Source organism: Streptomyces sp. CHD11 (assembly GCF_018638295.1).
In the GTDB taxonomy this organism is placed as follows: Bacteria; Actinomycetota; Actinomycetes; order Streptomycetales; family Streptomycetaceae; genus Streptomyces.
In genome coordinates, this window is sequence record NZ_JABTTS010000011.1 from 59,665 (window position 1) to 81,699 (window position 22,035).

Genomic DNA, 22,035 nt, shown 5'->3' on the forward strand with positions numbered 1-22,035 from the left:
GTTCACTCCGTGCGGGACCGCCAGTCGCGCGCGGAGGTGTCGTACTCGTAGCGCGGCAGGCCCTGGATACCGCTGGTGCGGAACGGCCGGCCGTGGTCGTCGACGCGGACCGTTCCGGAGCGGCCCTGCGAGGACCAGTCCAGCTCCAGATACCAGCGGCAGTCGCAGCCGGCGGTACGGGCGGTGACGATCAGCACCTCCGGGTCGGTCGCGGAGACCCGGTAGGGCATCCGCACGGCCGGGATGGGCGTACCCGCGTCGTTCCCGGCCACGGCACGGGCGATGGGCCGGTCCTTGTCCAGATCCACGTCGAAGTACCGCGGGGTGAGCGCGCCGCCGCAGCCCTGGTCCATGGCGTACGCGTTCCCCGGCGCGGGACCGGCCCGCCCGGCGACGCGGACCCGGAGCGCGGTGAGGACGACGGCCGTGTCGGACGTCCCCTGTACCGACAGTTCGACGATCGTCTCGCCCCCGTGCACGGCCGACTGCGTCCCGGCCCAGGTGGCGGCGTCCTGCGGGGCCGGGGGCGGCGGGACCAGTTTCGGTGGCTTGGCGACGACGTAGTCGTGACCGCACCCGTGCGCCCAGACGTGGGAGTCGGCGGACCAGGTGAGGGGCGGGGGCCCGGCGGCGGGCCGCGCCTTCGGCTCCACCGGGGAGGTGGAAGCGGGCCCCGGACCGGGGGAGTCGGCACCCGGGGCCGGCGTCGCGGAGCGGGACCGGGAACCGGGGTCCGGGCGGGGGCCGGAGGGTGTGGGGGAGGGGGAGGGGGCACGGCTGTGGGGCGTGCGGACGGGGCCGGCCGTCGGGGACACGTGCGCGGCCCCGCCGGGGGTCCTGTGGCCGCCGGACGCTGTCCCGCCGTCAGGCAGCGCGGACAGACTTCCCACGGTGGCGAGCAGCGCGCACGCGGCGGCCAGGGCGACCGCGACCCGCTTGCGCCGCCGGTACCAGGGACGCGGGCCCTTCCCCGCGTCCCCCGTGCCACGCGGCCGCGGGCCGCTGACGACGGCCGTGTCGGACGCAGGGCCGGCCGCGGGCGCGGACGCCCCGGTGCTCACGGCCCCGCCTGCCCCGGTGACCGGACCACTCGCCGCCCCGCCCGCGGTACGGGAACCGGTGTTCCGCGGGGGGAGAGCGGGCCCGCTCGGGGCGTCCGGTGCGCCGGCCGGCTCGGCGGCGCGACGTAAGTCCACCGGTGTCGCCGGACGCCCCGTGACGGCGTCGGCGTCCGGCTCCCCGGCCCCCTCGGGGTCAGCGCCCGCTGTCTCACCGTCCACCGGGGAGGCACCGGGGAGCGCACGGCCGCCGGCCTCGCGCCGCACGGCCGCCTCCGCTCCGTGGCCGGAGCTGCCAGAAGTGGCCGAGTCCGTGGCCGGGTTCGTCCGTGACGCCGGTTCAGTTCCGGTGCGGGGGGTGAACGCCGTGGCCGATTCCGGTCGGGGTGCTGTCTCCGTGGCGCGGCCGGGGCTCGTGGCCGCTGCCGATCCGGAACCGGGCTCCGGGGACGAGTCCGGCTCCGGGTCCGAGCCCGTGGGCGTCCCCGTCGACGCCGGGCCGTCCGTGGTGCGTGGGCGTTGGCGGGCCTGTAGCGCGTGGAGCCAGCGGCGGTGGAGTTCCAGGCGTTCCTCGCCCGTCGCGCCGCACAGGGCGGCGAAGCGCTCCACGGGGGCGAAGTCCACGGGGACCGCCTCGCCCGCGCAGTAGCGGTGCAGAGTCGATGTGTTCATGTTCAGGCGGCGGGCCAGCGAGCCGTAACTGCGGTCCGTACGTTCCTTCAGCTCCCGCAGCAGCGCCGCGAATCCAGCCACGTCGTCCTGTGTCGACACCGACACCGTCACCCCGCACTCGCTCCGACCCGGACCGGCACCCGGGACGGCATCCCAGGCACCCCATGTATCTGCACGTCGGACGGGCTGGGATGGTTCCATGCCGGTGGATCCGGCGACGACGCTTGCGCCCGTCCACCGGGGCGGCCGATGCTCTTGGCACCACCCCGACGGCCACCGTGCGGACCGGCACGGCCGGTCCGCACGGCGTACCGCCTCGCCATTCCATCACGCACCTCTCACGGGGGACACCCATGCCCATGCGCACCCGGGCGACCGCACTCGCCGCGCTGACCGCCGCCGCCCTCGCGGCCGGCTCCGTACTCACCGCACCGGCCGGCGCCGCGCCGAAGAAGGCCGCCCCGCCCAGGTTCCTCGCCGCGTCCGAGCTGCCCCGGCATCCGACGTCCGCCTGGGCCGCCGGCCCGGTCACCGACGGCTTTCCGGTGGAACTCGCCTACTGCCTGGGCGAGGGCGTACCCGCGTACGACTACCGGCACCGGGTCTTCCACACGGACCTGGACACGGGTGCCGCACAGGTCACCGTCGTCACCGGCTCCGCCGCGAAGGGCAGGGCGCTGGCCGCCCTGCTGCACAAGGAGATCCGCTCCTGCGCCGACCGGATCGAGGGGTCGGATCCGGAGACCGAGGCCGAGGGACGCTACTACGGCAGGCTGCCGGTCGAGGAGGGGGCGACGGTGCACGGGCTGCACACCGAGACCTCCTGGGGTGCCACGGACATCCACCTGCTGTCCGTGGGCCGGGACGGCAGGACCGTGACGGTCGTCGGCTGGGGGCAGATGGGCGACTTCGGGGACGCCCCGGTGGCCGCCTTCAAGAAGACGACGAAGAAGGCCGTGAACAAGCTCCACTGAGTCCGCACGACCACCGCGAACACCGGGGTCGTCCTCTCGCCACGGGGGTCGGGAGGACGGCCCCGGGACATGTGTGGCCACTGCACTTCGGCCAACAACCGGTTGCGGCGATGAGACATGACTGCCGGGTGGGTGACCGGGCAATGATTCCCGTGAACGCGTAGCAGCAGGGGGAATCGACATCGGCACGCGGGCGGGGGTCATGAGAGGTCAGGCTTCGGCGGATCGGCTGAGGCGCACACTGGGACGGGCGGACCTGAGAGCGGTACCCGAGTCCCGCAGGGCGGTGCGCGAGCTGCTCGCACACTGGGGGACACCGGAACGCTCCGCGGTCGCGGAACTGCTCACCAGCGAGCTCGTCACCAACGCGCTGGTCCACACCGACGACGGGGCGGTGCTGACGGCCGTCGTCGGACCGGCGGGACTGCGGGTGGAGGTACGGGACTTCGTGGCTCGCGTGCCGCGGCCGCGCGCACCGGGCGCGGCCGAGGGGACGAACGGGCGGGGGCTGGTGCTGGTCGAGTCGCTCGCCGACGAGTGGGGCGTCAGAACGCACGACGTGGGCAAGTCCGTCTGGTTCCAGCTCGAGGCGGACGCCGCCTGAAGTCCGGTCGAGCGGCGCGGGGCGCGGCCGGTGCGGGCCGCACCCCCCGTCGGGCCACGTACGGCGTCAGCCGAACTGCTGCTCCAGATCCTTCAGTTTGCGCTCCAGGGAGTCCAGGCGGGGCAGGGCCTGGGTGTCGTCCTCGGCGGTGAGGTCGACCCGCAGCGGGTCAGCGCCGGTGCGTACCGGCTGCAGGGAGGGACGCGCGGGGACGGGCAGGGCCTCCTTCGGCGATATGGCAGGCTCCGCGGAAACCATGTCGGATTCGCGTTCCACGGTCGCCGTCTCCAGCTCACGTCCGCCGCCCCGGCCGCCGGTGAATGCGCGCTGGCCACGGCTGATCGCCTTCAGCCGGGCCCGTTCCATCCGCTGTTCGCCGCGCCGGCGCTGCTTCGCCTCGTCCTTGCGGATCTTGTCCTCGCGGACCTCCTCGACCGCCTCGTCGAGGCTGCGCACGTTCTCCAGCAGCATCAGCGACCAGGCGCCGTAGGTCTCCCGTGGCGCGCGCAGCCAGCGCACGATACGGATCTGGGGGAGCGGACGCGGGACCAGGCCCTGTTCACGCAGGGCGGCCCGGCGGGTCTGCTTCAGCGCCCGGTCGAACAGGACCGCCGCCGACAGGGACATGCCCGCGAAGAAGTGCGGGGCGCCCGCGTGGCCGATGCCGCGAGGGGCGTGGACCCAGTTGAACCAGGCCGCGGCGAAGGCGAACGTCCATACGAGTATGCGTGAGCCGAGGGCCGCGTCACCGTGACTGGCCTCGCGCACGGCGAGGACCGAGCAGAACATCGCCGCGCCGTCCAGACCGAACGGGACGAGGTACTGCCAGCCGCCGGTCAGGCCCAGGTTCTGCTCGCCGAAGCCGACCAGCCCGTGGAAGGAGAGGGCCGCGGCCACCGCGGCACAGCAGAACAGAAGGACGTAGGAGACGGTGCCGTAGAGGGCCTCCTTGCGCCGCCGGCGCTCCTCGCTGCGCTCCCACGAATCGTCCGCGCTCGTGTCCTTGACCGAGGAGCGCTTCCCGCGCGCCAGCACCGCCACCGCCGCCAGCATGCCGAGGAGCAGCACGGCGCCCGGAAGCAGCCAGTTCAGCGATATGTCGGTCAGTCTCATCTAGGGGTCCCTTGCATTGGGATAGGGCGTAACGCCCGCCATAGTGACCCAACCCCGGGGGCCCTCAGGGGGTTTCGGGGCAAGAGGCCGCCAAGGATGTGCGAGGGGGGTGCCCAGGGCGACGTTCTGCTCGAACTGCCGTATGAGGAGCGGGAGTTGGGTTCGAATAACAGTACCCGTGCGGGTGGTTCCACGGATAGTTCCCGCGACAGGTGAGGGAATTGTGAATCACCTGTGACCTCTGGTGGGCGTCGGACGTCGGATCCTATGGCCCCGGCAGGGTGTGCGTTGTTCGACGCGACGTCAACCGGCCTGTGCCACCAGGGTGGTGGAGCGTTCCGCGGCCCGGTCCCTGGCGCAGGTACGGGGACAGGTGGCACAGATGTCCGCGGGGCGCAGCGTGTAGAACATGCAGCAGCTCACCCGGTCCCGGGTGGCGCTCCCCGGCTCGCCGCCGGGTCCCGCGGGGCGGCGGAAGGCGGCCGCGCCCACGTACGGTGTCGTCGCGCCCGGCAGCAGCCGCTCCAGCTCGCTCAGTCCCCGCTCCTCCTCGCCGAGCAACTGCGCGATGTACCGCAGGCTCTCGACGATCTCGTCGGTCGCCATGCCCCACAGGGCGCGGCCGCGCCGCCGCATCCGGGGGCCGAACGCGGCCAGGACGGGCTCGAGGTGCTGGGCGACCGCCGCGCGCACCTCCGCCCGCAGCGCCTCCTCGTCGGGCACCACCCGGGCGCCGGGCAGTGCGGCGGCGGGGTCGCCGGGCAGGCAGGCGAAGCCGTCCGGCCGCACCGCCATACGGCCGACGGCGAGACCGGCGGCGGTCCGGTCGAACGAGACGTGCGTCACGGGATAGCGCGGCACCCGGCGGTGCAGGAACCAGGGCACGGTGATCAGCAGGCAGGCGGGCCAGGCGTAGCGGTGCAGGCCGAAACTGGCGATCACGTCCGGGCGGGCCTGCTGGCCGTAGTCCCGCAGTACTTGGGCGTCGTCCCAGGTCAGGAACGAGTCCAGGGCGGAACCGCCCTCGGCGAGCTCCGTCGCGGCGACCCAGCCGCCGCCCCGGGGCAGCTCCTCGCCGGCGCGGAGCTCGGTGACGGCCAGTGCGGGGAAGGCCTCCGCCAGGCGGGCGTACGCGTCCGCGACGGCCGAACCGGGCACAGGCATGGGACCACCCATTCGTGTCTCGAGGGACCGAGAAATAAAGGTAAGCCTCACCTTACCGAAGATCTCTGAGATGTGAACTGGTGTCCAGTGCGCCTATGGTGCTTGACGCGGGGGTGACAAGCCTCCGTAATGACCGCAAGTACCGACACGTCCGCGGGAGGACCTTGTGAAGCAGGGCACGCAGGGCTCCGTGGGGGCGGAGCCGGGGGCAGCCGCGGGGCCGGCCGCCGGGGCCGCCGTTCAGTCTGCCGCCGGGGCTGTCGCCGGGCCGGCCGCCGGATCGGCTCGCGCGGCGGGCGGTCCGGGGCGGTACCGGGTGCCCGCCCAGCCCGCGTCGCGGGAGACGGACCGGCAGCGGGCCGGAGACGGGGCGAGGGCCGGAGCCGGTGTGCGGGCCGGTGAGCGCGGTGGCGTCGAGGGGGGCCCCGTACGCGGGGAGCACACGCACAGCGAGCCGGCTCTTCCCCGGCCACGGACCGTCGTCCACCGCTCCTCCGTGCGCGGACAGATCCTCGCCGCACTGCGCACCGCGCTGGTGACGGGCGACCTGCGCCCCGGTGAGGTGTACTCCGCGCCGGTGCTCGCCGAGCGGTTCGGGGTCTCCGCGACGCCGGTCCGGGAGGCCATGCAGCAGCTCGCCCTGGAGGGCGCGGTCGAGGTCGTGCCCAACCGCGGGTTCCGCGTGGTCGAGCGGGGGACGCGGGAACTGGCCGAACTCGCGGAAGTGCGGGCGCTGATCGAGGTGCCGGTGGTGCTGCGGCTGGCGCGGACCGTGCCGGCCGAGCGGTGGGCCGGGCTGCGGCCGCTGGCGGAGGCCGCCGTGCGCGCGGCGTCCTCCGGGTGCCGGGCGACGTACGCGGAGGCCGATCGGGCGTTTCACCGTGCGGTGCTCGGGCTGGCCGGGAACGAACAGCTGGTGCGGATCGCGGAGGATCTGCACCGGCGGGCTCAGTGGCCGCTCGGCGGGGGTGCGTCCGGGGCTCGGGGGCGGGCGGAGCTGGTCGCGGACGCGCATGAGCACACGGTGCTCCTGGACGCGTTGATCGCGGGCGACGTCGAGGCGGTGCGGGTGCTGGTGGGGGAGCACTTCGGCGGGGGTGTCTGAGCGGGGCGGCTGCGGTCGCTCGGGGTGTGGTGGATGTGATGCGCCCCCGTCGCCCCTTCCCTTCCCGTCCCCGGGGCTGCGCCCCGGACCCCCTTCGGCCTGAACGGCCTCGTCCTCAAACGCCGGACGGGCTGCAGGGAAGGGCTGGGAAGGGCCGGCGGGGGGCGGGGTCAGGCTGTTGCCGCGTCCGGGGCCGGTGGGGAGAGTTGGCCGGCGAGCCAGGTGGGAACGCCGCCCAGCAGCCGGAAGAGGCGGTGGGCCTCCTCGCGCAGGCGGGAGGCCTCCGGTTCGGCCTCGGTGGCGGCGAGGGAGACCAGCGCCGGAGCGGTGCCGACGAGAAAGCCCAGTTCCTCGCGGATCCGGAGGGACTCGGCGAAGCCGTGCCGGGCCTCCGCCAACTCGCCGTCGCGCAGGGCGAGTCCGGCCAGATGACGCCAGGTGCCGGACAGCAGCAGCGGGTCGGCGTGCGCGGTGGCACCCGCGTGGGCGCGCCGGTAGGCGGCCCGCGCCGCCTGCGGGGACCGGGTGAGGTTCTCCGCGATCAGCCCGCGCCGGAAGTCCAGCAGCGGCCGCCCCGCCGCCCCCGGAGCGATCAGCGCCGCCGCCCGTCCGAACGCGGCCCGCGCCTCGTCCGCCCGGTCGCGGACCCGGAACAGCGTGGCCGCGTAGGCCAAGTACCCGCGTTCACAAGCGGCCGCGCCCCGCTCGTCGTCACTGTGCGCCAGGGCCTCGGCCGTCCGCAGCGCGTCCTCGGCCTCCTCCCACCCCGTCTCCGTGTAGAGACACCGCTCCACCAGCAGCGACGCCCGCTGCAGGGCCGTGTCCGCGGTGGCGGGTGTGAGCAGTGCGGCCGCGTCGGCCCAGCAGGCACGTGAGCGCAACCGCCACACCGCCGTCTGGAGCGGATCGCCATCGGCGGTCGTTCCGTCACCGGACATGGCGGTATGCGCCACGTTGCCCTCCCCGAGCACGCCATTGAGCTGTTGAGTGGTGGCCGCATCTCAGCACGAACCACAGGGCCCGGCCAAGAGGGTGGGTGAAGGATTTCACAAAGTCATGCGTCGCGGACCCGAACGGGCCGGACGGGTTCCCGTCGGCTCAACTCATGCGCAGCGCGAGGAAGAAGTCCAGCTTGTCCTCCAGGCGCGACAGGTCACGGCCCGTCAGCTGCTCGATGCGCCCGACGCGGTAGCGCAGCGTGTTGACATGCAGATGGAGCCGGGAGGCGCAGCGGGTCCAGGAGCCGTCGCAGTCCAGGAACGCCGCCAGGGTGGAGATCAGCTCGGCACGGTGCCTGCGGTCGTACTCCCGCAGGGGGTCCAGCAGGCGGGCGGTGAAGGCACGCCGTACGTCGTCGGGGACGAAGGGGAGCAGCAGGACGTGCGAGGCGAGTTCCTGATGGCCGGCCGCGCAGACCCGCCCCGGGCGTGCCGCGGCCACGCGCCGGGCGTGCCGGGCCTCCTCCAGCGCGCCGCGCAGCCCGTCGGCGGAGTGCACGGCGGCGGAGACGCCGAGGGTGAGCCGGCCGTCTCCGTCGAGGCCCGCGGTGAGCGGATCGCGTACGGCCTCCAGCAGGGCCTCGGCGAGCACTCCCCCGGAAGAGTGGCCGTCCTCTCCGGACACGGCGGGCAGCGGTACCAGCGCGATCGCCTCGTCGCCGGTGTACGCCACCGCGACGCGGTCGGCCTGCCCGGAGCCGGTCGACGCCGGGTCGACCAGGATCTCCTCCAGCAGCGTCCGCGCCACCGGACCACCCCCGGCCTCCCCGCCGTCCCACTCGACCCGGGCCACCACCACCTGCCAGTGCGGGGCGGTCCCGAGTCCGGGCAGCAGCACCGGCGCGGCCACCCGCAGCCGCGCGGCGATCTCGGCGGGCGCGGCGCCCGTCCGGACCAGCTCCAGCACCTCCTGCGCGAGCCGGCGCCGGACGGTGCGCGCAGCGTCCCGGCGGTCCCGCTCGACGGCGATCAGCTGGGTGACGCCCTGCAGCAGGTCCAGCCGCTCCTCGGCCCAGTCCCCGGCATCCGCCTCCACGGCCAGCAGCCAGTCGGACAGCGCGCCCTCGCGCGCATCCCCCGCACCCGGCGCGGTGCGTCCGCTGCCGTCCACCGGGAAGAGGCTGTACGTCGTCCGGTCCAGTGTCACCCGGTGCGGTCCGGGCCGGCCGGTGCGGGCGGCCGCCAGCCGCTCCGCCGCGAGCCGCGCGCACACCGCGGCCGGCAGGGTCCGCTCCGCCTGCGCCGACCCGGCCACCTTCGGCCCCGCGATCAGCCGGCCGGTGGGCGACAGCACCCAGGCCCGCAGGTCCAGGTCGGAGCCGAGCAGGTCGAGGACGACATCCGGACCGCCGCCCGCCGGGCCCGACGTCATCATCCGCCGGTGCCGGTCCACGACGGCCGCGAGGTCCCCGGCACGCTCGCCGGAGACCTGCCGTACGACATGCTCGGTGATGGTCGCGAAGGCCACCGACTCGTGCACCGCGAACAGCGGCAGCCGGTGCCGCGCGCAGGCCGCGACCAGGTCGTCCGGTACCTCGCCGAGCTCCGCCCGGCCGGCCGCCAGCGCGGCCACCCCGGCCTGCGCCAGCAGCCGTACGAACGGCTCGGAATCGGCGGCGTCCCGGCGCCAGGCCAGGCCCGTGAGCACCAGTTCCCCGCCCGAGAGGTAGCGGCTGGGGTCCCTCAGGTCGGTGGTCATCACCCCACGCACACCGCGGTCCAGCTCGTCCTCGCCGCCGAGCAGCTCCAGGCCCAGCGCGTCGGTCTCCAGCAGTGCGCGCAGCCGCATTCTCGTCGCCGCCGTTTCTGTCTCGATATCGGGGACGGACCGTGCCCGGACCGTCCGGTGAGCGCCCGTCGGGTGGCTGATCAGCGGTGTCGGCCGATTCCCGGACCGTGTCCACCGTTCCCGGAGGAAGGTGGGGAGGACACAGACGGCCTCCGTTCATACGAATCTACAAGATGCCTTTGCTGGCCAGCCAACTCCTTCATGGCTTCCGTGACTGACCCATGCGGAGCACGCGGCGGTGTACTGGGTCCACTGCGTGTGAACACCCCATGGAAGAGCCGGGCCCGCCGCACACGGATTGGCTTGATCTGTACGCCCCACGAGACGAAGAAGAGAGCCGGTCATGGACTTCCTTCGCCCCGCCAGCTGGGAGGAGGCGCTCGCCGCGAAGGCCGAGCACCCCGCCGCTGTGCCGATTGCGGGTGGCACCGACGTGATGGTCGAGATCAACTTCGATCACCGCCGGCCCGAACAGCTCATGGACCTGAACCGCATCGGCGACCTCGGGGAGTGGGAGGTCGGGGACGACAGCGTACGGCTCGGCGCCTCCGTCCCGTACGCGAAGATCATGGAGTATCTGCGCGCCGAGCTGCCGGGCCTCGCCCTCGCCTCCCACACGGTCGCCTCCCCGCAGATCCGCAACCGCGGCGGCGTCGGCGGCAACCTCGGCACCGCCTCCCCGGCCGGTGACGCCCACCCGGCCCTGCTCGCCGCCGGCGCCGAGGTCGAGGCCGAGTCGGTGCGCGGATCGCGCCGCATCCCGATCGACGCGTTCTACACCGGCGTGAAACGCAACGCGCTGGCGCCCGACGAGCTGATCCGCGCCGTCCATATCAAGAAGGCCGGCGGCCCGCAGCAGTTCTCCAAGGTCGGGACCCGCAACGCCATGGTCATCGCCGTGTGCGCCTTCGGGATCGCGCTCCACCCGGAGACGAGGACGGTGCGTACCGGGATCGGCTCGGCCGCCCCGACGCCCGTGCGCGCGCAGGCCGCCGAGGAGTTCCTGAACGCGGCCCTGGAGGAGGGCGGCTCCTGGGACAACGGGAAGAGCGTCTCCCCCTCGGTCGCCAAGCGGTTCGCGGACCTGTGCGCCGCCGCCTGCAACCCCATCGACGACGTCCGGGGCACCGCGGGCTACCGCCGCCACGCGGTCGGCGTCATGGCGCGCCGCACCCTGACCTGGACCTGGGAGTCGTACCGCGGCGCCCGCCGCATCCCCGAGGGAGCCGCGTAATGCGCATCGACTTCACCGTCAACGGACGCCCCCAGGAAGCCGACGACGTCTGGGAGGGCGAGTCCCTGCTGTACGTGCTGCGCGAGCGGCTCGGGCTGCCCGGGTCCAAGAACGCCTGCGAGCAGGGCGAGTGCGGCTCCTGCACGGTCCGCCTGGACGGCGTGCCCGTGTGCTCCTGCCTCGTCGCCGCCGGCCAGGCCCAGGGCCGCGAGGTCGTCACCGTGGAGGGCCTGGCGGATCTCGCGCGGCAGCGGGCCCGCGGCAGCGCCTGTGGCACCTCATCGGACGAGGCCGGGGGGTGGCGGGCCCGGGGCGCCGACTCGCAGACCGGCGAGGGCACCGCGCTCTCCCCGGTCCAGCAGGCGTTCATCGACGCCGGCGCCGTCCAGTGCGGGTTCTGCACCCCGGGACTGCTGGTCGCCGCCGACGAGATGCTCGAGCACAACCCCGACCCGAGCGACGCGGACATCCGCGAGGCCCTCTCCGGCAACCTGTGCCGCTGCACCGGCTACGAGAAGATCATGGACGCGGTCCGCCTGGCGGCCGCCCGCCAGTCCGAGGGGGCCTGAGCATGCCCACGAACGGCGTTCCCACGAAGATCACACAGGGCTCGGGCACCAAGGGCGGCATCGGCGAGTCCACCCTCCGCCCCGACGGCACCCTCAAGGTCACCGGCGAGTTCGCGTACTCCTCCGACATGTGGCACGAGGACATGCTCTGGGGCCAGATCCTGCGCTCCACCGTCGCCCACGCCGAGATCGTGTCGATCGACACGGGAGAGGCCCTCGCGCTCCCCGGCGTGTACGCCGTCATGACCTACGACGACCTGCCGACCGACGTGCGTACCTACGGCCTGGAGATCCAGGACACCCCGGTCCTCGCCCACGGCAAGGTCCGCCACCACGGCGAACCCGTCGCGATCGTCGCCGCCGACCATCCGGAGACCGCCCGCCGCGCCGCCGCGAAGATCAAGGTGGAGTACCGCGACCTCCCCGTCATCACCGACGAGGCCTCCGCCACCGCTCCCGACGCGGTCCTCGTCCACGAGAACCGCGTCGACCTCCCCCTCTCGCCTCCGACAGGCTCCGGCGCCGGGGGGACCCCCGTCATCGGCCACGTCCCGCACCCCAACGTCGTCCACCGCCAGCCCATCGTGCGCGGCGACGTGGCGGCGGCACGGGAGCGCGCGGACGTGATCGTCGAGGGCGAGTACACCTTCGGCATGCAGGACCAGGCCTTCCTCGGCCCCGAGTCCGGCCTCGCCGTGCCCGAGGAGGACGGCGGCGTCCACCTCTACATCGCCACCCAGTGGCTCCACTCCGACCTGCGCCAGATCGCGCCCGTCCTCGGCCTGCCGGAGGACAGGGTACGGATGACCCTGGCCGGCGTCGGCGGGGCGTTCGGCGGCCGCGAGGACCTGTCCATGCAGATCCACGCCTGTCTGCTCGCCCTGCGCACCGGCAAACCCGTCAAGATCGTCTACAACCGCTTCGAGTCCTTCTTCGGCCACGTCCACCGCCACCCGGCCAGGCTGTCCTACGAACACGGTGCCACGGCGGACGGCAGGCTGACCCACGTCAAGTGCCGCATCGTCCTCGACGGCGGCGCGTACGCCTCCGCCTCCCCGGCCGTGGTCGGCAACGCCTCCTCGCTCGGCGTCGGCCCCTACATCGTGGACGACGTCGACGTCGAGGCCATCGCCCTCTACACCAACAACCCGCCCTGCGGCGCGATGCGCGGCTTCGGCGCGGTCCAGGCGTGCTTCGCCTACGAGGCCCAGATGGACAAGCTCGCGGCGAAGCTCGGCATGGACCCGGTGGAGCTCAGACAGCTCAACGCCATGGAACAGGGCACGCTCCTGCCCACGGGGCAGCCCGTCGACTCCCCGGCGCCGGTCGCCGAACTCCTGCGCCGGGTCAAGGCGATGCCCATGCCGCCGGAGCGCCAGTGGGAGTCCAGCGAGGGCGCCGACGTACGCCAGTTGCCGGGCGGCCTGTCCAACACCACGCACGGCGAAGGCGTCGTCCGCGGGGTCGGGTACGCGGTCGGCATCAAGAACGTCGGCTTCTCCGAGGGCTTCGACGACTACTCCACCGCCCGCGTCCGCATGGAGGTGGTGGGCGGTGAGCCGGTCGCCACCGTGCACACCGCGATGGCGGAGGTCGGTCAGGGCGGCGTCACCGTCCACGCGCAGATCGCCCGCACCGAGCTGGGCGTCGGCCAGGTCACCATCCACCCGGCGAACACCCGAGTGGGCTCGGCCGGTTCGACGTCCGCCTCCCGGCAGACGTACGTCACCGGAGGAGCGGTCAGACACGCCTGCGAGCTGGTCCGCGAGCAGGTGCTGGAACTCGGCCGGCGCAGGTTCGGTTCCTGCCACCCCGCCTGGGCCACGGCCGAACTCCTCCTGGAGGGCGGCAAGGTCGTCACCGACGGCGGCGAGGTGCTCGCCGATCTGGCGGACGTCCTCGGCGACGACGCCGTCGACGCCGAGGAGGAGTGGCGGCACCGGCCGACCGAACCCTTCGACCCGCGCACCGGCCAGGGCAACGGCCACGTCCAGTACTCCTTCGCCGCGCACCGCGCCGTCGTCGAGGTCGACACCGAACTCGGCCTGGTCAAGGTCATCGAACTGGCCTGCGCGCAGGACGTCGGCAAGGCGCTCAACCCGCTGTCCGTGATCGGCCAGATCCAGGGTGGCACCACCCAGGGCCTGGGCGTGGCGGTCATGGAGGAGATCATCGTCGACCCGAGGACGGCGAAGGTGCGCAACCCCTCCTTCACCGACTACCTCATCCCCACCATCCTCGACACGCCGACCATCCCCGTCGACATGCTCGAACTCGCCGACGACCACGCCCCCTACGGTCTGCGCGGCGTCGGCGAGGCGCCCACCCTGTCCTCGACCCCGGCCGTCCTGGCGGCCATCCGTGCCGCCACGGGCCTGGAGCTGAACCGAACCCCGGTCCGCCCGGAACACCTCACGGGCACGGTGTGATCCCGCGCCGTCGTCGCGGCCGGTCGTGCTTTCCCGCCCTGTCCGAGCGGGGCCGGGAGCGGGGCGGGGAGGCACATCCCGGCCCGGTCCGGGCGGCGGCGTCAGGGTGCCCCTGTGCACCTCGGGAGGGAGCAGGCCCGCATGCCCGGCAATCACTCGAACCGGAGGCCACCGCCGAGGACACGGGCCCGGAAACCCGCCTCCCCGGCGGCGGTGCGGCCGGGGGTGTTCCCCCCTCCCGCTCCACCCACCGCACCTTCACGCGAACGCAGTCGAGGAGACCCGGACATGCTGGACATCGCCGAGGAGCTGAACCGGTGGGTCGGGCAGGGGCGTGACTTCGCGGTCGCCACCGTCGTGGCGGTCGGCGGCAGCGCGCCCCGCACGCCCGGGGCCGCCCTCGCGGTCGACGCCGACGGCACCGCCATCGGCTCGGTCTCCGGAGGCTGTGTGGAGAGCGCGGTGTACGGGCTGTGCGAGCAGGCGCTGAGGGACGGCCGAACCGTCCTGGAACGCTTCGGATACGGCGACGAGGACGCCTTCGCCGCAGGGCTGACCTGCGGGGGCGTCATCGACATCCTGGTGGCACCGGTCCGTGCAGCGGACCCCGCACGCCCGGTGCTCGCCGCCGCCCTCGCCGCCGCCGCACAAGGGCGTGCCGCGGCGCTGGCGCGGATCGTGAACGGCCCGGCGGAACTGCTGGGCCGCGCGCTGACGGTCCGCCCGGACGGCTCGTCCGAGGGGGGCTTCGGCGCCCACCCGGAACTGGACCGCACGGCCGCCGCCGAGGCGGGCGCCTTCCTGGACGCCGGCCGCACCGGCACCCTGGAGATCGGAGAGCAGGGATCGCGTTGCGGAGCACCGCTCACCCTGCTGGTCGAGTCCTCCGTCCCCCCGCCCCGCATGATCATTTTCGGCGCGATCGACTTCGCCTCGGCCCTGGTACGGCTCGGCAAGCTCCTCGGCCACCACGTCACGGTGTGCGACGCCCGCCCGGTCTTCGCCACCGGGGCCCGCTTCCCCGAGGCCGACGAGATCGTCGTCGAGTGGCCCCACACCTACCTGGAACACACCTCCGTCGACGCCCGTACGGTCCTGTGCGTCCTGACCCACGACGCCAAGTTCGACGTACCACTCCTGCGCCTCGCCCTGCGCCTCCCGGTCGCCTACGTCGGCGCGATGGGCTCCCGCCGCACCCACCTGGACCGCAACGCCCGCCTGCGCGAGGTCGGCGTGAGCGACCTGGAACTCGCCCGTCTCAGGTCCCCCATCGGCCTGGACCTGGGAGCCCGCACGCCGGAGGAGACGGCCCTGTCCATCGCCGCGGAGATCGTCGCGAACCGGCGCGGCGGGACCGGGGTGCCCCTCGCGGGCGCCCACACCCCGATCCACCACGACGCCACCACCGGCCCGGCGGACCGTACCGGCCCGGTGGCCTGACCGGCCGGCCGTCAGCAGGCCCGTCCCGGACCTGCCCGACAAGGTCCGCCGTGCCCGCGCCGTCCTGTCGGCTTCGCGCCGGTCGGTGCCGCCGCCCCTCACGCGCCGCCGGTTCACGCCCGCCGGAGCAGCCGGTTCACCGCCCGCCCGAACATACGGCGCCCGGCACGGGCCAGTACGGCCTCACCGGAGGCGGGCAGGAACCGGACCCGGATCTCCTCCCGCCACACCACCCGGGCCCCGCCCCCGGGACCCGGCCGCACCTCGATCTCCGCCCAGCCGGTGACGACACGGCCCCGCTTCTCCAGGCGGCAGAAGCCCGGGGTGTCGCCCGCCGGGGGCTGCCACACCGTCACCTCCATCGGGTCGTCGAAGGACAGGGGGCCCAGGCCTGTGCGGGCGACGAACACGGTGCCCTCGCCGGTGGGAGGGGGAGTGGTCACCGTGACACGGGTCAGCGGGACCACATCGCCGTGACGGGGCCATGTCGTGAGCCGGCGCCAGGCCTCGTCGAGGGGGAGTGGTGCGGTGCGCTGGAGCTGGAAGGTGGCCACGGGGGAATCCTAGGAAACCGCGGACGTCCGGCGGCAGGCCAGGCACCGCTCACCCGGCCGGCCCAGTCGCGAGCGGGCCCGGTCGCGACCGGGCGACGTCTCCACGCTCCCGCGGCGCGAATACCGGCGTGATCACGGTCGCCGCCCGCGTCGGCGCCGTGACCATGACCCCGGCGAGGGCGGCCGCCGGGACGTGCCCCCGGATGACTCACGACATGCCCGATCGGGGCGATATGGGACAAGCTGTGTCCAAGTGTTTGAGACAACCGCGAACGCGGCACCCGCGTCCCGGTAGCACCTCGGACCTCTCAGGGACGGAGCACAGCCCCGATGCGCAGCCTTGGTACCAGAGCCCGGGGGAGGGCGTTCGGATGACGTCGTACGCCGTCGTGATCCCGACCCTGGTGCGGGACACCCTCGCCGACTGCCTCGCCGCGCTGGCCGCGGCGCACGGGCCGCGCCCCGACGAGATCGTCCTCGTCGACGACCGCCCCGGCCCCGCGCCACCGGCCGGCGCGCTGGGCCACGCGCTCAGCGTCCTGGGGGACCTGCGCGAACGCACCACCGTCCTGCACGGCGGCGCCCGCGGACCGGCCGCCGCACGCAACACCGGGCTGCGCGCCGTCACCGCGCCCTGGGTCGCCTTTCTCGACGACGACGTCCAGGTCGGGCCCCGCTGGTGCGCGCAGCTCCTGGAGGACCTCGAGGAGGCGTCCCCCGACACCGCCGGAGTCCAGGGGGTCATCACCGTGCCGCTGCCCGGCGGGCGCCGTCCCACCGACTGGGAACGCGGCACCGCGGGGCTCGCCCGGGCCCGCTGGACCACCGCCGACATGACCTACCGCACCGGGGCCCTGAAGCAGGCGGGCGGCTTCGACGAACGCTTCTCCCGGGCCTTCTGCGAGGACGCCGACCTCGCGCTGCGCCTCCTCGACGCGGGCTGGCGCATCCGCCGGGGCCACCGCACCACCCTGCACCCGGTGCGCCCCGCCTCCCGCTGGGCGTCCCTCGGACAGCAGCGCGGCCACGCCGACGACGCCCTGATGTGCCGGCTGCACGGCCCCGACTGGTGGGCCAAGGCGGTGGCGCCGCGCGGCCGGATCCGCAGACACGCCGCGATCACCGCCGCGGGGGCGGCGGCCTGCGTCCTCGGGGCCACCGGGCACCGTGCGGCGGCCACGGCCTGCGCGCTCGGCTGGGCCGCCGGAACCGCCGAGTTCGCCCGCGCCCGGATCGTCCCCGGACCGCGCACCCGGCACGAGGTGACGACCGTGCTGGCCACCAGCGTGGCCATACCGCCCGCCGCGACCTGGCACCGGCTGACCGGGGCCTGGCGCCACCGCCACGCCCCCGCCTGGCCGGAGGCGGCCCGGTGAGCCGGGTGAAGGCGGTGCTCCTCGACCGCGACGGCACCCTGGTCCACGACGTCCCCTACAACGCCGACCCCGCCCTGGTGCGGCCCGTCGAGGGCGCCCGCGAGGCCCTCGCCGAGTTGCGCGCACACGGCATCCGCACCGGCGTCGTCACCAACCAGTCCGGTATCGCGCGCGGGCTGCTCACCGAGGCCGACGCCCGCCGCGTCAACCGGCGCGTCGACGAACTCCTCGGCCCCTTCGACGTATGGGCCCTGTGCCCGCACGGTCCCGACGACGGTTGCCACTGCCGCAAACCCCGCCCGGGGATGGTGCTGTGGGCGGCCGGCCGTCTCTGCACGGACCCGGCCGACTGCGTCGTCATCGGCGACATCGGCTCCGACCTGGAGGCCGCCCGCCGGGCCGGCGCCCGCGGCATCCTCGTCCCCACCCCGCAGACCCTCCCCGAGGAGACGTCCGCGGCCCCCTGTGTGGCCCCGGACCTCCCGGCAGCGGTGCGGCTGCTCCTCGGCCCCCCGCCCGGTGACCGCCCCCCGGGCCCCCCGCCCGTCCTGGCATCCGACGCCGGACGGCCCGAGCCCCGGAGGGGCGCGTGAAGGCCCTCGTCACCCGGCTCGACAGCTTCGGCGACGTCCTGCTCGCCGGACCCGCCGTGCGTGCCGTCGCCGCCCGGGCCGGCCATGTCACCGTGTTGTGCGGCCCGCACGGCGCACCCGCCGCCCGGCTGCTGCCCGGCGTCGACGAGGTGCTGGTCTGGGACTCGCCCTGGACCGGTTTCGACCCACCCGGGGTCAGCCGTGAGCAGGTCGACGCACTGGTCACCGCCGTCGACGCCGACACCGCGCTGATCCTCACCTCCTTCCACCAGTCGCCCCTGCCCGCCGCCCTGCTGCTGCGCCTGGCCGGAGTCCGCTTCATCGCCGCCGACAGCGAGGACTACCCGGGCTCCCTCCTCGACGTCCGCCACCACCGCGCCCCGCACGCCCACGAGGCCGAGGCCGCGCTCGACCTCGCCGAGGCCGCCGGTTTCCCCCGGCCCGACGACACCCGGCTGCGGGTGCTCCCGCCGCCCCCGGCCGAGGCGCTGACCGGCTCCGGCGGCTACGTCGCCGTCCATCCGGGCGCCAGTGTGCCCGCCCGCGCCTGGAGCCCCCGCCGGTGCGCGCAGGCGGTGCGCGAACTCGCCGCCGCCGGACGCCGGGTGGTGGTCACCGGAGGCGCGGGGGAGCGGGACCTGACCGCGTACGTCGCCGGTGACCACGCCGTCGACCTCGGCGGCCGCACGGACGCCGCGGAACTCTCCGGAGTGCTCGCCGGGGCCGACTGCGTCGTCACCGGCAACACCGGCCCCGCCCACCTCGCCGCCGCCGTCGGCACCCCGGTGGTGTCCCTGTTCTCGCCGGTCGTCCCCGCCGAGCGCTGGCGGCCGTACGGCGTGCCGTACGTCCTCCTCGGCGACCAGCGCGCACCGTGCGCCGGCACCCGGGCCCGGCAGTGCCCCGTACCGGGCCACCCGTGTCTCGACGAGGTCACCGCGTACGACGTCGTCGCCGCCGTCGGCAAACTCGCCGGCGAGGTGATCAGGTGAGCGGCCGCCCGGCGCCCGGCGCGGCTTCCGCGCAGTCCCGGTCCTGCCCCGGCGACGTGCGGCCCGTACGGCACGACTCGGCGGCCTCCGCACCGCGGGCGCGGCTCCTCGCCCTGCGCGCCCTCGGTCTGGGGGACCTGCTGGCCGCGGTTCCCGCGCTGAGAGCACTGCGGCGGGAGTATCCCGGCCACGAACTGGTACTGGCCGCGCCCGCCGAACTCGCGCCGGCCGCACGGGCCACCGGAGCCGTCGACCGGCTGCTGCCCGCCTCCGCGCCCTCCCGCGCCGTACCGCGCTCCCTCGACTGGACCGGCCCGCCTCCCGACATCGCGGTGGACCTGCACGGCAACGGACCGCCCAGCCACCGCCTGCTGCAGAGACTGCGCCCCCTGCGCCTGCTGGCCTTCGCCCACCCCGGGACCCCGGAGATCGGGGGCCCGCCCTGGTACGCCGGGGAACACGAGCGCGACCGCTGGTGCCGGCTGCTCCACTCGTACGGCATCGACGCCGACCCCACCGACCTGCTGCTGCCCCGCCCGCAGACCGTGTCCCCCGCCCCCGGTGCCGTCGTGCTGCACCCCGGCGCCGGCGCCCCCGCCCGGTGCTGGCCGGTCGAGCGGTACGCGGCCGTCGCGACCGCCCTGCGGAACCGCGGCCGGCGGGTGGTGGTCACGGGCGGACCGGACGAGGGAGACCTGGTGGCGCGGCTCGCCAAGCAGGCCGGCCTGCCCGACACCGACGTCTTCGCGGGCGGCCCGCCCTTCGACCGGCTGTCCGCCCTGGTCGCGGGCGCCCGGGTCCTCGTCAGCGGTGACACCGGGCTCGCCCACCTGGCGGTCGCCCACGCCACTCCCACCGTCACCCTCTTCGGCCCGGTCCCGCCCAGCCAGTGGGGCCCGCCCGCCCGGCCGCGCCACATCGCCCTCTGGCACGGCCCGCCGGGCGACCCCCACGCCGACCGTCCCGGCCCGGCGCTGCTGCGCATCACCCCCGAGGAGGTCCTCCACGCCCTGGACCGCCTGCCCGCCCCGCTGGGAGGCCCGAACCCGCGATGACGCCGTCCCCCGCCACCACGCCCCGCGCCCGCCGCACGCGGGCCCCCGCCCCGCACCCGACGCGGACCCTCCCCGACGCGGCCCGGCGAGCGGAGAGCGACGCCCGCACCGAGCCCGTACGGCCGGCCGTCAGCCGGTGTGCGGGCGCCCGCGCGCGGTGCCGCGGCCATCGCCGCCGGCGTGCCCCGGGCGGCGGCCCGCACCCCGGAAGGGAGGACGCCTCATGACGGCCCAACGCCCCCTCGGCGTCGTCATCGCCACCCGGGACCGCCGTGACCGGCTCGCCGTCACTCTGCGGCACCTGCTCGAGCTGCCCGAGCGGCCGGAGATCCTCGTCGCCGACAACGCCTCGGCCGACGGCACCCGAGCCATGGTCACCCGCGACTTCCCCGGGGTCCGGCTGCTGGCCCTCCCGGTGAATCACGGTGCCCTCGCCCGCAACCACGGGGCCCGCGCCCTCACCACCCCGTACGTGGCGTTCAGCGACGACGACTCCTGGTGGGCACCGGGCGCTCTCGGCCGGGCGGCCGAACTGTTCGACGCGCACCCCCGGCTCGGACTGATCGCCGCCCGTACGCTCGTCGGTCCGGCCGCGGACCCCGACCCGCTCAACGACGTCCTCGCCGGTTCCCCGCTCGGCCCGGCCCCCGATCTCCCGGGCACCCAGGTGCTCGGCTTCCTCGCCTGCGGCGCCGTCGTCCGCCGCAGCGCGTACCTCCAGGCCGGCGGATTCCACCGGCTGCTCTTCTTCGGCGGTGAGGAGACCCTGCTCGCCTACGACCTCGCCGCGCGCGGCTGGGGCGTCAGCCACTGTCCGGAAGTCGTCGCCCACCACCATCCCGCCCCCGCGGCCCGCTCCGGCCGCCCGGCGCTCCAGCACCGCAACGCCCTCCTCACGGCATGGCTGCGCCGACCCGTCCCGTACGCCCTCGCCCGCACCCGGGCCCTCGCCGCCCAGGCGCGCCGCGACCACCACGCACGGCGCGCCCTGCGCGAGGCCCTCGTCCGGCTGCCGGCGGCCCTGCACGACCGCAGGCCCCTGCCCCCGCGGGTCGAAAGGGCCGCCCGCCTCCTGGAGGGGAGGAGCGCATGACCGACCCGCGCACCACCGTCGTCGTCATCACCCACAACCGGCGTCCCGAACTGCTGCGTACCCTCGGCCACCTCGCCGGACTCCCGGAGAAGCCGCGGGTGATCGTCACCGACAACGGCTCCACCGACGGCACCGCCGAAGCCGTCGCCCGCCACCACCCCGGCATCCGGCTGCTGTGCCCAGGGCGCAACCTCGGCGCCGTCGGCCGCAATCTGGCCGTACGCGAGGTCCGTACGCCCTACGTCGCGTTCTGCGACGACGACTCCTGGTGGTCGCCCGGATCGCTGGCCGGCGCCGCCGACCTGCTGGACCGGCACCCGGAGGTCGGTTCGGTCACGGCGCGGATCATCGTCGAACCCGACGGCACCGACGACCCGATCGTCCGCGAACTGCGCGAGTCACCGGTGCCCGGTCCGCGCTGGCTGCCCGGCCCTGCCCTGGGATCGTTCCTGGCGGCCGCGACCGTCCTGCGCACCGACGCCTTCCGTGCCGCGGGCGGCTTCCATCCGCGGCTCTGGCTCGGCGGTGAGGAAGAACTTCTGGCCGCCGACCTGGCGGCCGACGGCTGGTGGCTCACCTACGCCGACCACCTGACGATCCACCACCAGGCCTCGACCGCACGGGACCCGACCCTGCGCCGCAGGCACGGCATCCGCAACACGCTGTGGTTCACCTGGCTGCGCCGCCCGGCCGGTCCCGCACTGCGGCGCACCCTGAACCTGGCGCGCACGGTCCCGCGCGACACCACCTCCCTGCTCGCCTTCGCCGAGGCGGCGGCCGCCCTGCCCTGGGTACTGCGCGAACGCCGCGTCCTCCCCCGCGAGGTGGAGTCCCGGCTGCGGCTGCTGGAACCCTCCCAGCGCGGCTCCACGGCCCGCCGCTACACCGGCTGAGCCGGGACACCAGGAGACGTGCGCCGGGGCCCGCCCACCGTCGTCGCTGAGCGGGCCCCGGCCTGCGGGTGGGTGCTCCGGGCGCTCAGTCGGCACCACCCGGGCGCTCGCCCTTCGGTCCGCGTCCGCGTTCGGTGCGCGGACCGCGGCTGCGCCGTCCTTCGCCCTCCCGCGGCTCCTCGCCGGCGGCCGCGCCGGCGTCCTGGTCGGAGACTCCGGATCCCTCCGCGTCCTTGCGGGAACGGGCCCGGCGGGTGTCGTACTTCCTGCTTCCGGGTTCGGGCACGACGATCACCTCCTGCGGCCGGGTCCCCGCGGCCCCGTGCCGGC

General features: G+C 75.0%; 20 protein-coding genes. 13 read left to right on the plus strand and 7 right to left on the minus strand.

Annotation, left to right across the window (positions count from 1 at the left end):
* Nucleotides 1-2 precede the first annotated feature (2 nt).
* Nucleotides 3-1,811: a helix-turn-helix domain-containing protein gene (locus HTV45_RS14940; RefSeq protein ID WP_308309615.1), complete on the minus strand. Its 1,809-nt coding sequence runs from the start codon at nucleotides 1,809-1,811 to the stop codon at nucleotides 3-5.
* A 272-nt stretch (nucleotides 1,812-2,083) separates the two neighbouring features.
* Here HTV45_RS14940 and HTV45_RS14945 point away from each other — a divergent pair, with 272 nt between their 5' ends.
* Together HTV45_RS14945 and HTV45_RS14950 are read left to right on the plus strand one after the other, a co-directional pair.
* Complete coding sequence (locus tag HTV45_RS14945) at nucleotides 2,084-2,704, plus strand: hypothetical protein (RefSeq protein WP_215206248.1); 621 nt, start codon at nucleotides 2,084-2,086, stop codon at nucleotides 2,702-2,704.
* Between the two features lie 202 nt (nucleotides 2,705-2,906).
* Entirely contained in the window at nucleotides 2,907-3,308 is a 402-nt protein-coding gene (locus HTV45_RS14950; RefSeq protein WP_215206249.1) for an ATP-binding protein, read from the plus strand.
* 66 nt (nucleotides 3,309-3,374) lie between these two features.
* Here the strand turns inward: HTV45_RS14950 and HTV45_RS14955 are convergent, their stop codons facing one another.
* Nucleotides 3,375-4,421: a DUF2637 domain-containing protein gene (locus HTV45_RS14955; protein WP_215206250.1), complete on the minus strand. Its 1,047-nt coding sequence runs from the start codon at nucleotides 4,419-4,421 to the stop codon at nucleotides 3,375-3,377.
* 303 nt (nucleotides 4,422-4,724) lie between these two features.
* Nucleotides 4,725-5,585: a (2Fe-2S)-binding protein gene (locus HTV45_RS14960; protein ID WP_215206251.1), complete on the minus strand. Its 861-nt coding sequence runs from the start codon at nucleotides 5,583-5,585 to the stop codon at nucleotides 4,725-4,727.
* 316 nt (nucleotides 5,586-5,901) lie between these two features.
* Between HTV45_RS14960 and HTV45_RS14965 the strand changes: the two genes are divergently transcribed.
* A complete protein-coding gene (locus HTV45_RS14965) occupies nucleotides 5,902-6,690 on the plus strand; it encodes a GntR family transcriptional regulator (RefSeq protein WP_215206319.1) in 789 nt (262 codons plus the stop codon).
* A gap of 170 nt (nucleotides 6,691-6,860) precedes the next feature.
* Here the strand turns inward: HTV45_RS14965 and HTV45_RS14970 are convergent, their stop codons facing one another.
* Both HTV45_RS14970 and HTV45_RS14975 read right to left on the minus strand, forming a co-directional pair.
* Nucleotides 6,861-7,643: a hypothetical protein gene (locus tag HTV45_RS14970; RefSeq protein WP_215206252.1), complete on the minus strand. Its 783-nt coding sequence runs from the start codon at nucleotides 7,641-7,643 to the stop codon at nucleotides 6,861-6,863.
* Nucleotides 7,644-7,788: 145 nt separating this feature from the next.
* The gene (locus tag HTV45_RS14975) at nucleotides 7,789-9,477 is read right to left on the minus strand and encodes a PucR family transcriptional regulator ligand-binding domain-containing protein (protein ID WP_215206253.1); all 1,689 of its coding nucleotides are present in this window, start codon (nucleotides 9,475-9,477) and stop codon (nucleotides 7,789-7,791) included.
* A 343-nt stretch (nucleotides 9,478-9,820) separates the two neighbouring features.
* Between HTV45_RS14975 and HTV45_RS14980 the strand changes: the two genes are divergently transcribed.
* The 4 genes from HTV45_RS14980 (at nucleotide 9,821) to HTV45_RS14995 (ending at nucleotide 15,149) form a co-directional block, all read left to right on the plus strand.
* The gene (locus HTV45_RS14980; protein WP_215206254.1) at nucleotides 9,821-10,711 is read left to right on the plus strand and encodes a xanthine dehydrogenase family protein subunit M; all 891 of its coding nucleotides are present in this window, start codon (nucleotides 9,821-9,823) and stop codon (nucleotides 10,709-10,711) included.
* A complete protein-coding gene (locus tag HTV45_RS14985; RefSeq protein WP_215206255.1) occupies nucleotides 10,711-11,280 on the plus strand; it encodes a (2Fe-2S)-binding protein in 570 nt (189 codons plus the stop codon). The genes HTV45_RS14980 and HTV45_RS14985 overlap by 1 nt, the downstream gene beginning before the upstream one ends.
* A gap of 2 nt (nucleotides 11,281-11,282) precedes the next feature.
* Nucleotides 11,283-13,709 carry a xanthine dehydrogenase family protein molybdopterin-binding subunit gene (locus HTV45_RS14990; RefSeq protein WP_215206256.1) on the plus strand — a complete coding sequence of 809 codons (2,427 nt, stop codon included), beginning with the start codon at nucleotides 11,283-11,285 and terminating at the stop codon, nucleotides 13,707-13,709.
* 288 nt (nucleotides 13,710-13,997) lie between these two features.
* A complete protein-coding gene (locus tag HTV45_RS14995) occupies nucleotides 13,998-15,149 on the plus strand; it encodes an XdhC family protein (RefSeq protein ID WP_215206257.1) in 1,152 nt (383 codons plus the stop codon).
* Between the two features lie 113 nt (nucleotides 15,150-15,262).
* On the opposite strand, the gene HTV45_RS15000 is transcribed toward HTV45_RS14995, so the two are convergent.
* Nucleotides 15,263-15,703, minus strand: a complete 441-nt coding sequence (locus tag HTV45_RS15000; RefSeq protein WP_215206258.1) for an SRPBCC family protein — start codon at nucleotides 15,701-15,703, stop codon at nucleotides 15,263-15,265.
* Between the two features lie 371 nt (nucleotides 15,704-16,074).
* On the opposite strand from HTV45_RS15000, the gene HTV45_RS15005 reads away from it, so the two are divergent.
* The 6 genes from HTV45_RS15005 to HTV45_RS15030 all read left to right on the plus strand — a co-directional run bounded on the left by HTV45_RS15005 (nucleotide 16,075) and on the right by HTV45_RS15030 (nucleotide 21,705).
* Nucleotides 16,075-17,079 (plus strand): glycosyltransferase family 2 protein, encoded by a 1,005-nt coding sequence (locus HTV45_RS15005; protein ID WP_215206259.1) that lies wholly within the window; start codon nucleotides 16,075-16,077, stop codon nucleotides 17,077-17,079.
* The gene (locus HTV45_RS15010) at nucleotides 17,076-17,672 is read left to right on the plus strand and encodes an HAD-IIIA family hydrolase (RefSeq protein ID WP_215206260.1); all 597 of its coding nucleotides are present in this window, start codon (nucleotides 17,076-17,078) and stop codon (nucleotides 17,670-17,672) included. The genes HTV45_RS15005 and HTV45_RS15010 overlap by 4 nt, the downstream gene beginning before the upstream one ends.
* Nucleotides 17,669-18,664, plus strand: a complete 996-nt coding sequence (locus HTV45_RS15015; protein ID WP_215206261.1) for a glycosyltransferase family 9 protein — start codon at nucleotides 17,669-17,671, stop codon at nucleotides 18,662-18,664. The genes HTV45_RS15010 and HTV45_RS15015 overlap by 4 nt, the downstream gene beginning before the upstream one ends.
* 56 nt (nucleotides 18,665-18,720) lie before the next feature.
* Complete coding sequence (locus HTV45_RS15020; RefSeq protein ID WP_215206320.1) at nucleotides 18,721-19,719, plus strand: glycosyltransferase family 9 protein; 999 nt, start codon at nucleotides 18,721-18,723, stop codon at nucleotides 19,717-19,719.
* 223 nt (nucleotides 19,720-19,942) lie between these two features.
* Nucleotides 19,943-20,812: a glycosyltransferase family 2 protein gene (locus HTV45_RS15025; protein ID WP_215206262.1), complete on the plus strand. Its 870-nt coding sequence runs from the start codon at nucleotides 19,943-19,945 to the stop codon at nucleotides 20,810-20,812.
* Nucleotides 20,809-21,705 carry a glycosyltransferase family 2 protein gene (locus tag HTV45_RS15030; protein ID WP_215206263.1) on the plus strand — a complete coding sequence of 299 codons (897 nt, stop codon included), beginning with the start codon at nucleotides 20,809-20,811 and terminating at the stop codon, nucleotides 21,703-21,705. Before HTV45_RS15025 ends, HTV45_RS15030 begins: the two co-directional genes overlap by 4 nt.
* Nucleotides 21,706-21,790: 85 nt before the next feature.
* On the opposite strand, the gene HTV45_RS15035 is transcribed toward HTV45_RS15030, so the two are convergent.
* Nucleotides 21,791-21,991: a hypothetical protein gene (locus HTV45_RS15035; protein WP_215206264.1), complete on the minus strand. Its 201-nt coding sequence runs from the start codon at nucleotides 21,989-21,991 to the stop codon at nucleotides 21,791-21,793.
* Nucleotides 21,992-22,035: the final 44 nt, after the last annotated feature.

Coding starts and splice junctions, on each gene's coding strand:
- HTV45_RS14985 (WP_215206255.1), top strand. CDS start 10,711: ATGCGCATCGACTTCACCGTCAACGGACGCCCCCAGGAAGCCGACGAC.
- HTV45_RS14955 (WP_215206250.1), bottom strand. CDS start 4,421: ATGAGACTGACCGACATATCGCTGAACTGGCTGCTTCCGGGCGCCGTG.
- HTV45_RS14945 (WP_215206248.1), top strand. CDS start 2,084: ATGCCCATGCGCACCCGGGCGACCGCACTCGCCGCGCTGACCGCCGCC.
- HTV45_RS14995 (WP_215206257.1), top strand. CDS start 13,998: ATGCTGGACATCGCCGAGGAGCTGAACCGGTGGGTCGGGCAGGGGCGT.
- HTV45_RS14980 (WP_215206254.1), top strand. CDS start 9,821: ATGGACTTCCTTCGCCCCGCCAGCTGGGAGGAGGCGCTCGCCGCGAAG.
- HTV45_RS14950 (WP_215206249.1), top strand. CDS start 2,907: ATGAGAGGTCAGGCTTCGGCGGATCGGCTGAGGCGCACACTGGGACGG.
- HTV45_RS14960 (WP_215206251.1), bottom strand. CDS start 5,585: ATGCCTGTGCCCGGTTCGGCCGTCGCGGACGCGTACGCCCGCCTGGCG.
- HTV45_RS15030 (WP_215206263.1), top strand. CDS start 20,809: ATGACCGACCCGCGCACCACCGTCGTCGTCATCACCCACAACCGGCGT.
- HTV45_RS15025 (WP_215206262.1), top strand. CDS start 19,943: ATGACGGCCCAACGCCCCCTCGGCGTCGTCATCGCCACCCGGGACCGC.
- HTV45_RS14975 (WP_215206253.1), bottom strand. CDS start 9,477: ATGCGGCTGCGCGCACTGCTGGAGACCGACGCGCTGGGCCTGGAGCTG.
- HTV45_RS14990 (WP_215206256.1), top strand. CDS start 11,283: ATGCCCACGAACGGCGTTCCCACGAAGATCACACAGGGCTCGGGCACC.
- HTV45_RS15005 (WP_215206259.1), top strand. CDS start 16,075: ATGACGTCGTACGCCGTCGTGATCCCGACCCTGGTGCGGGACACCCTC.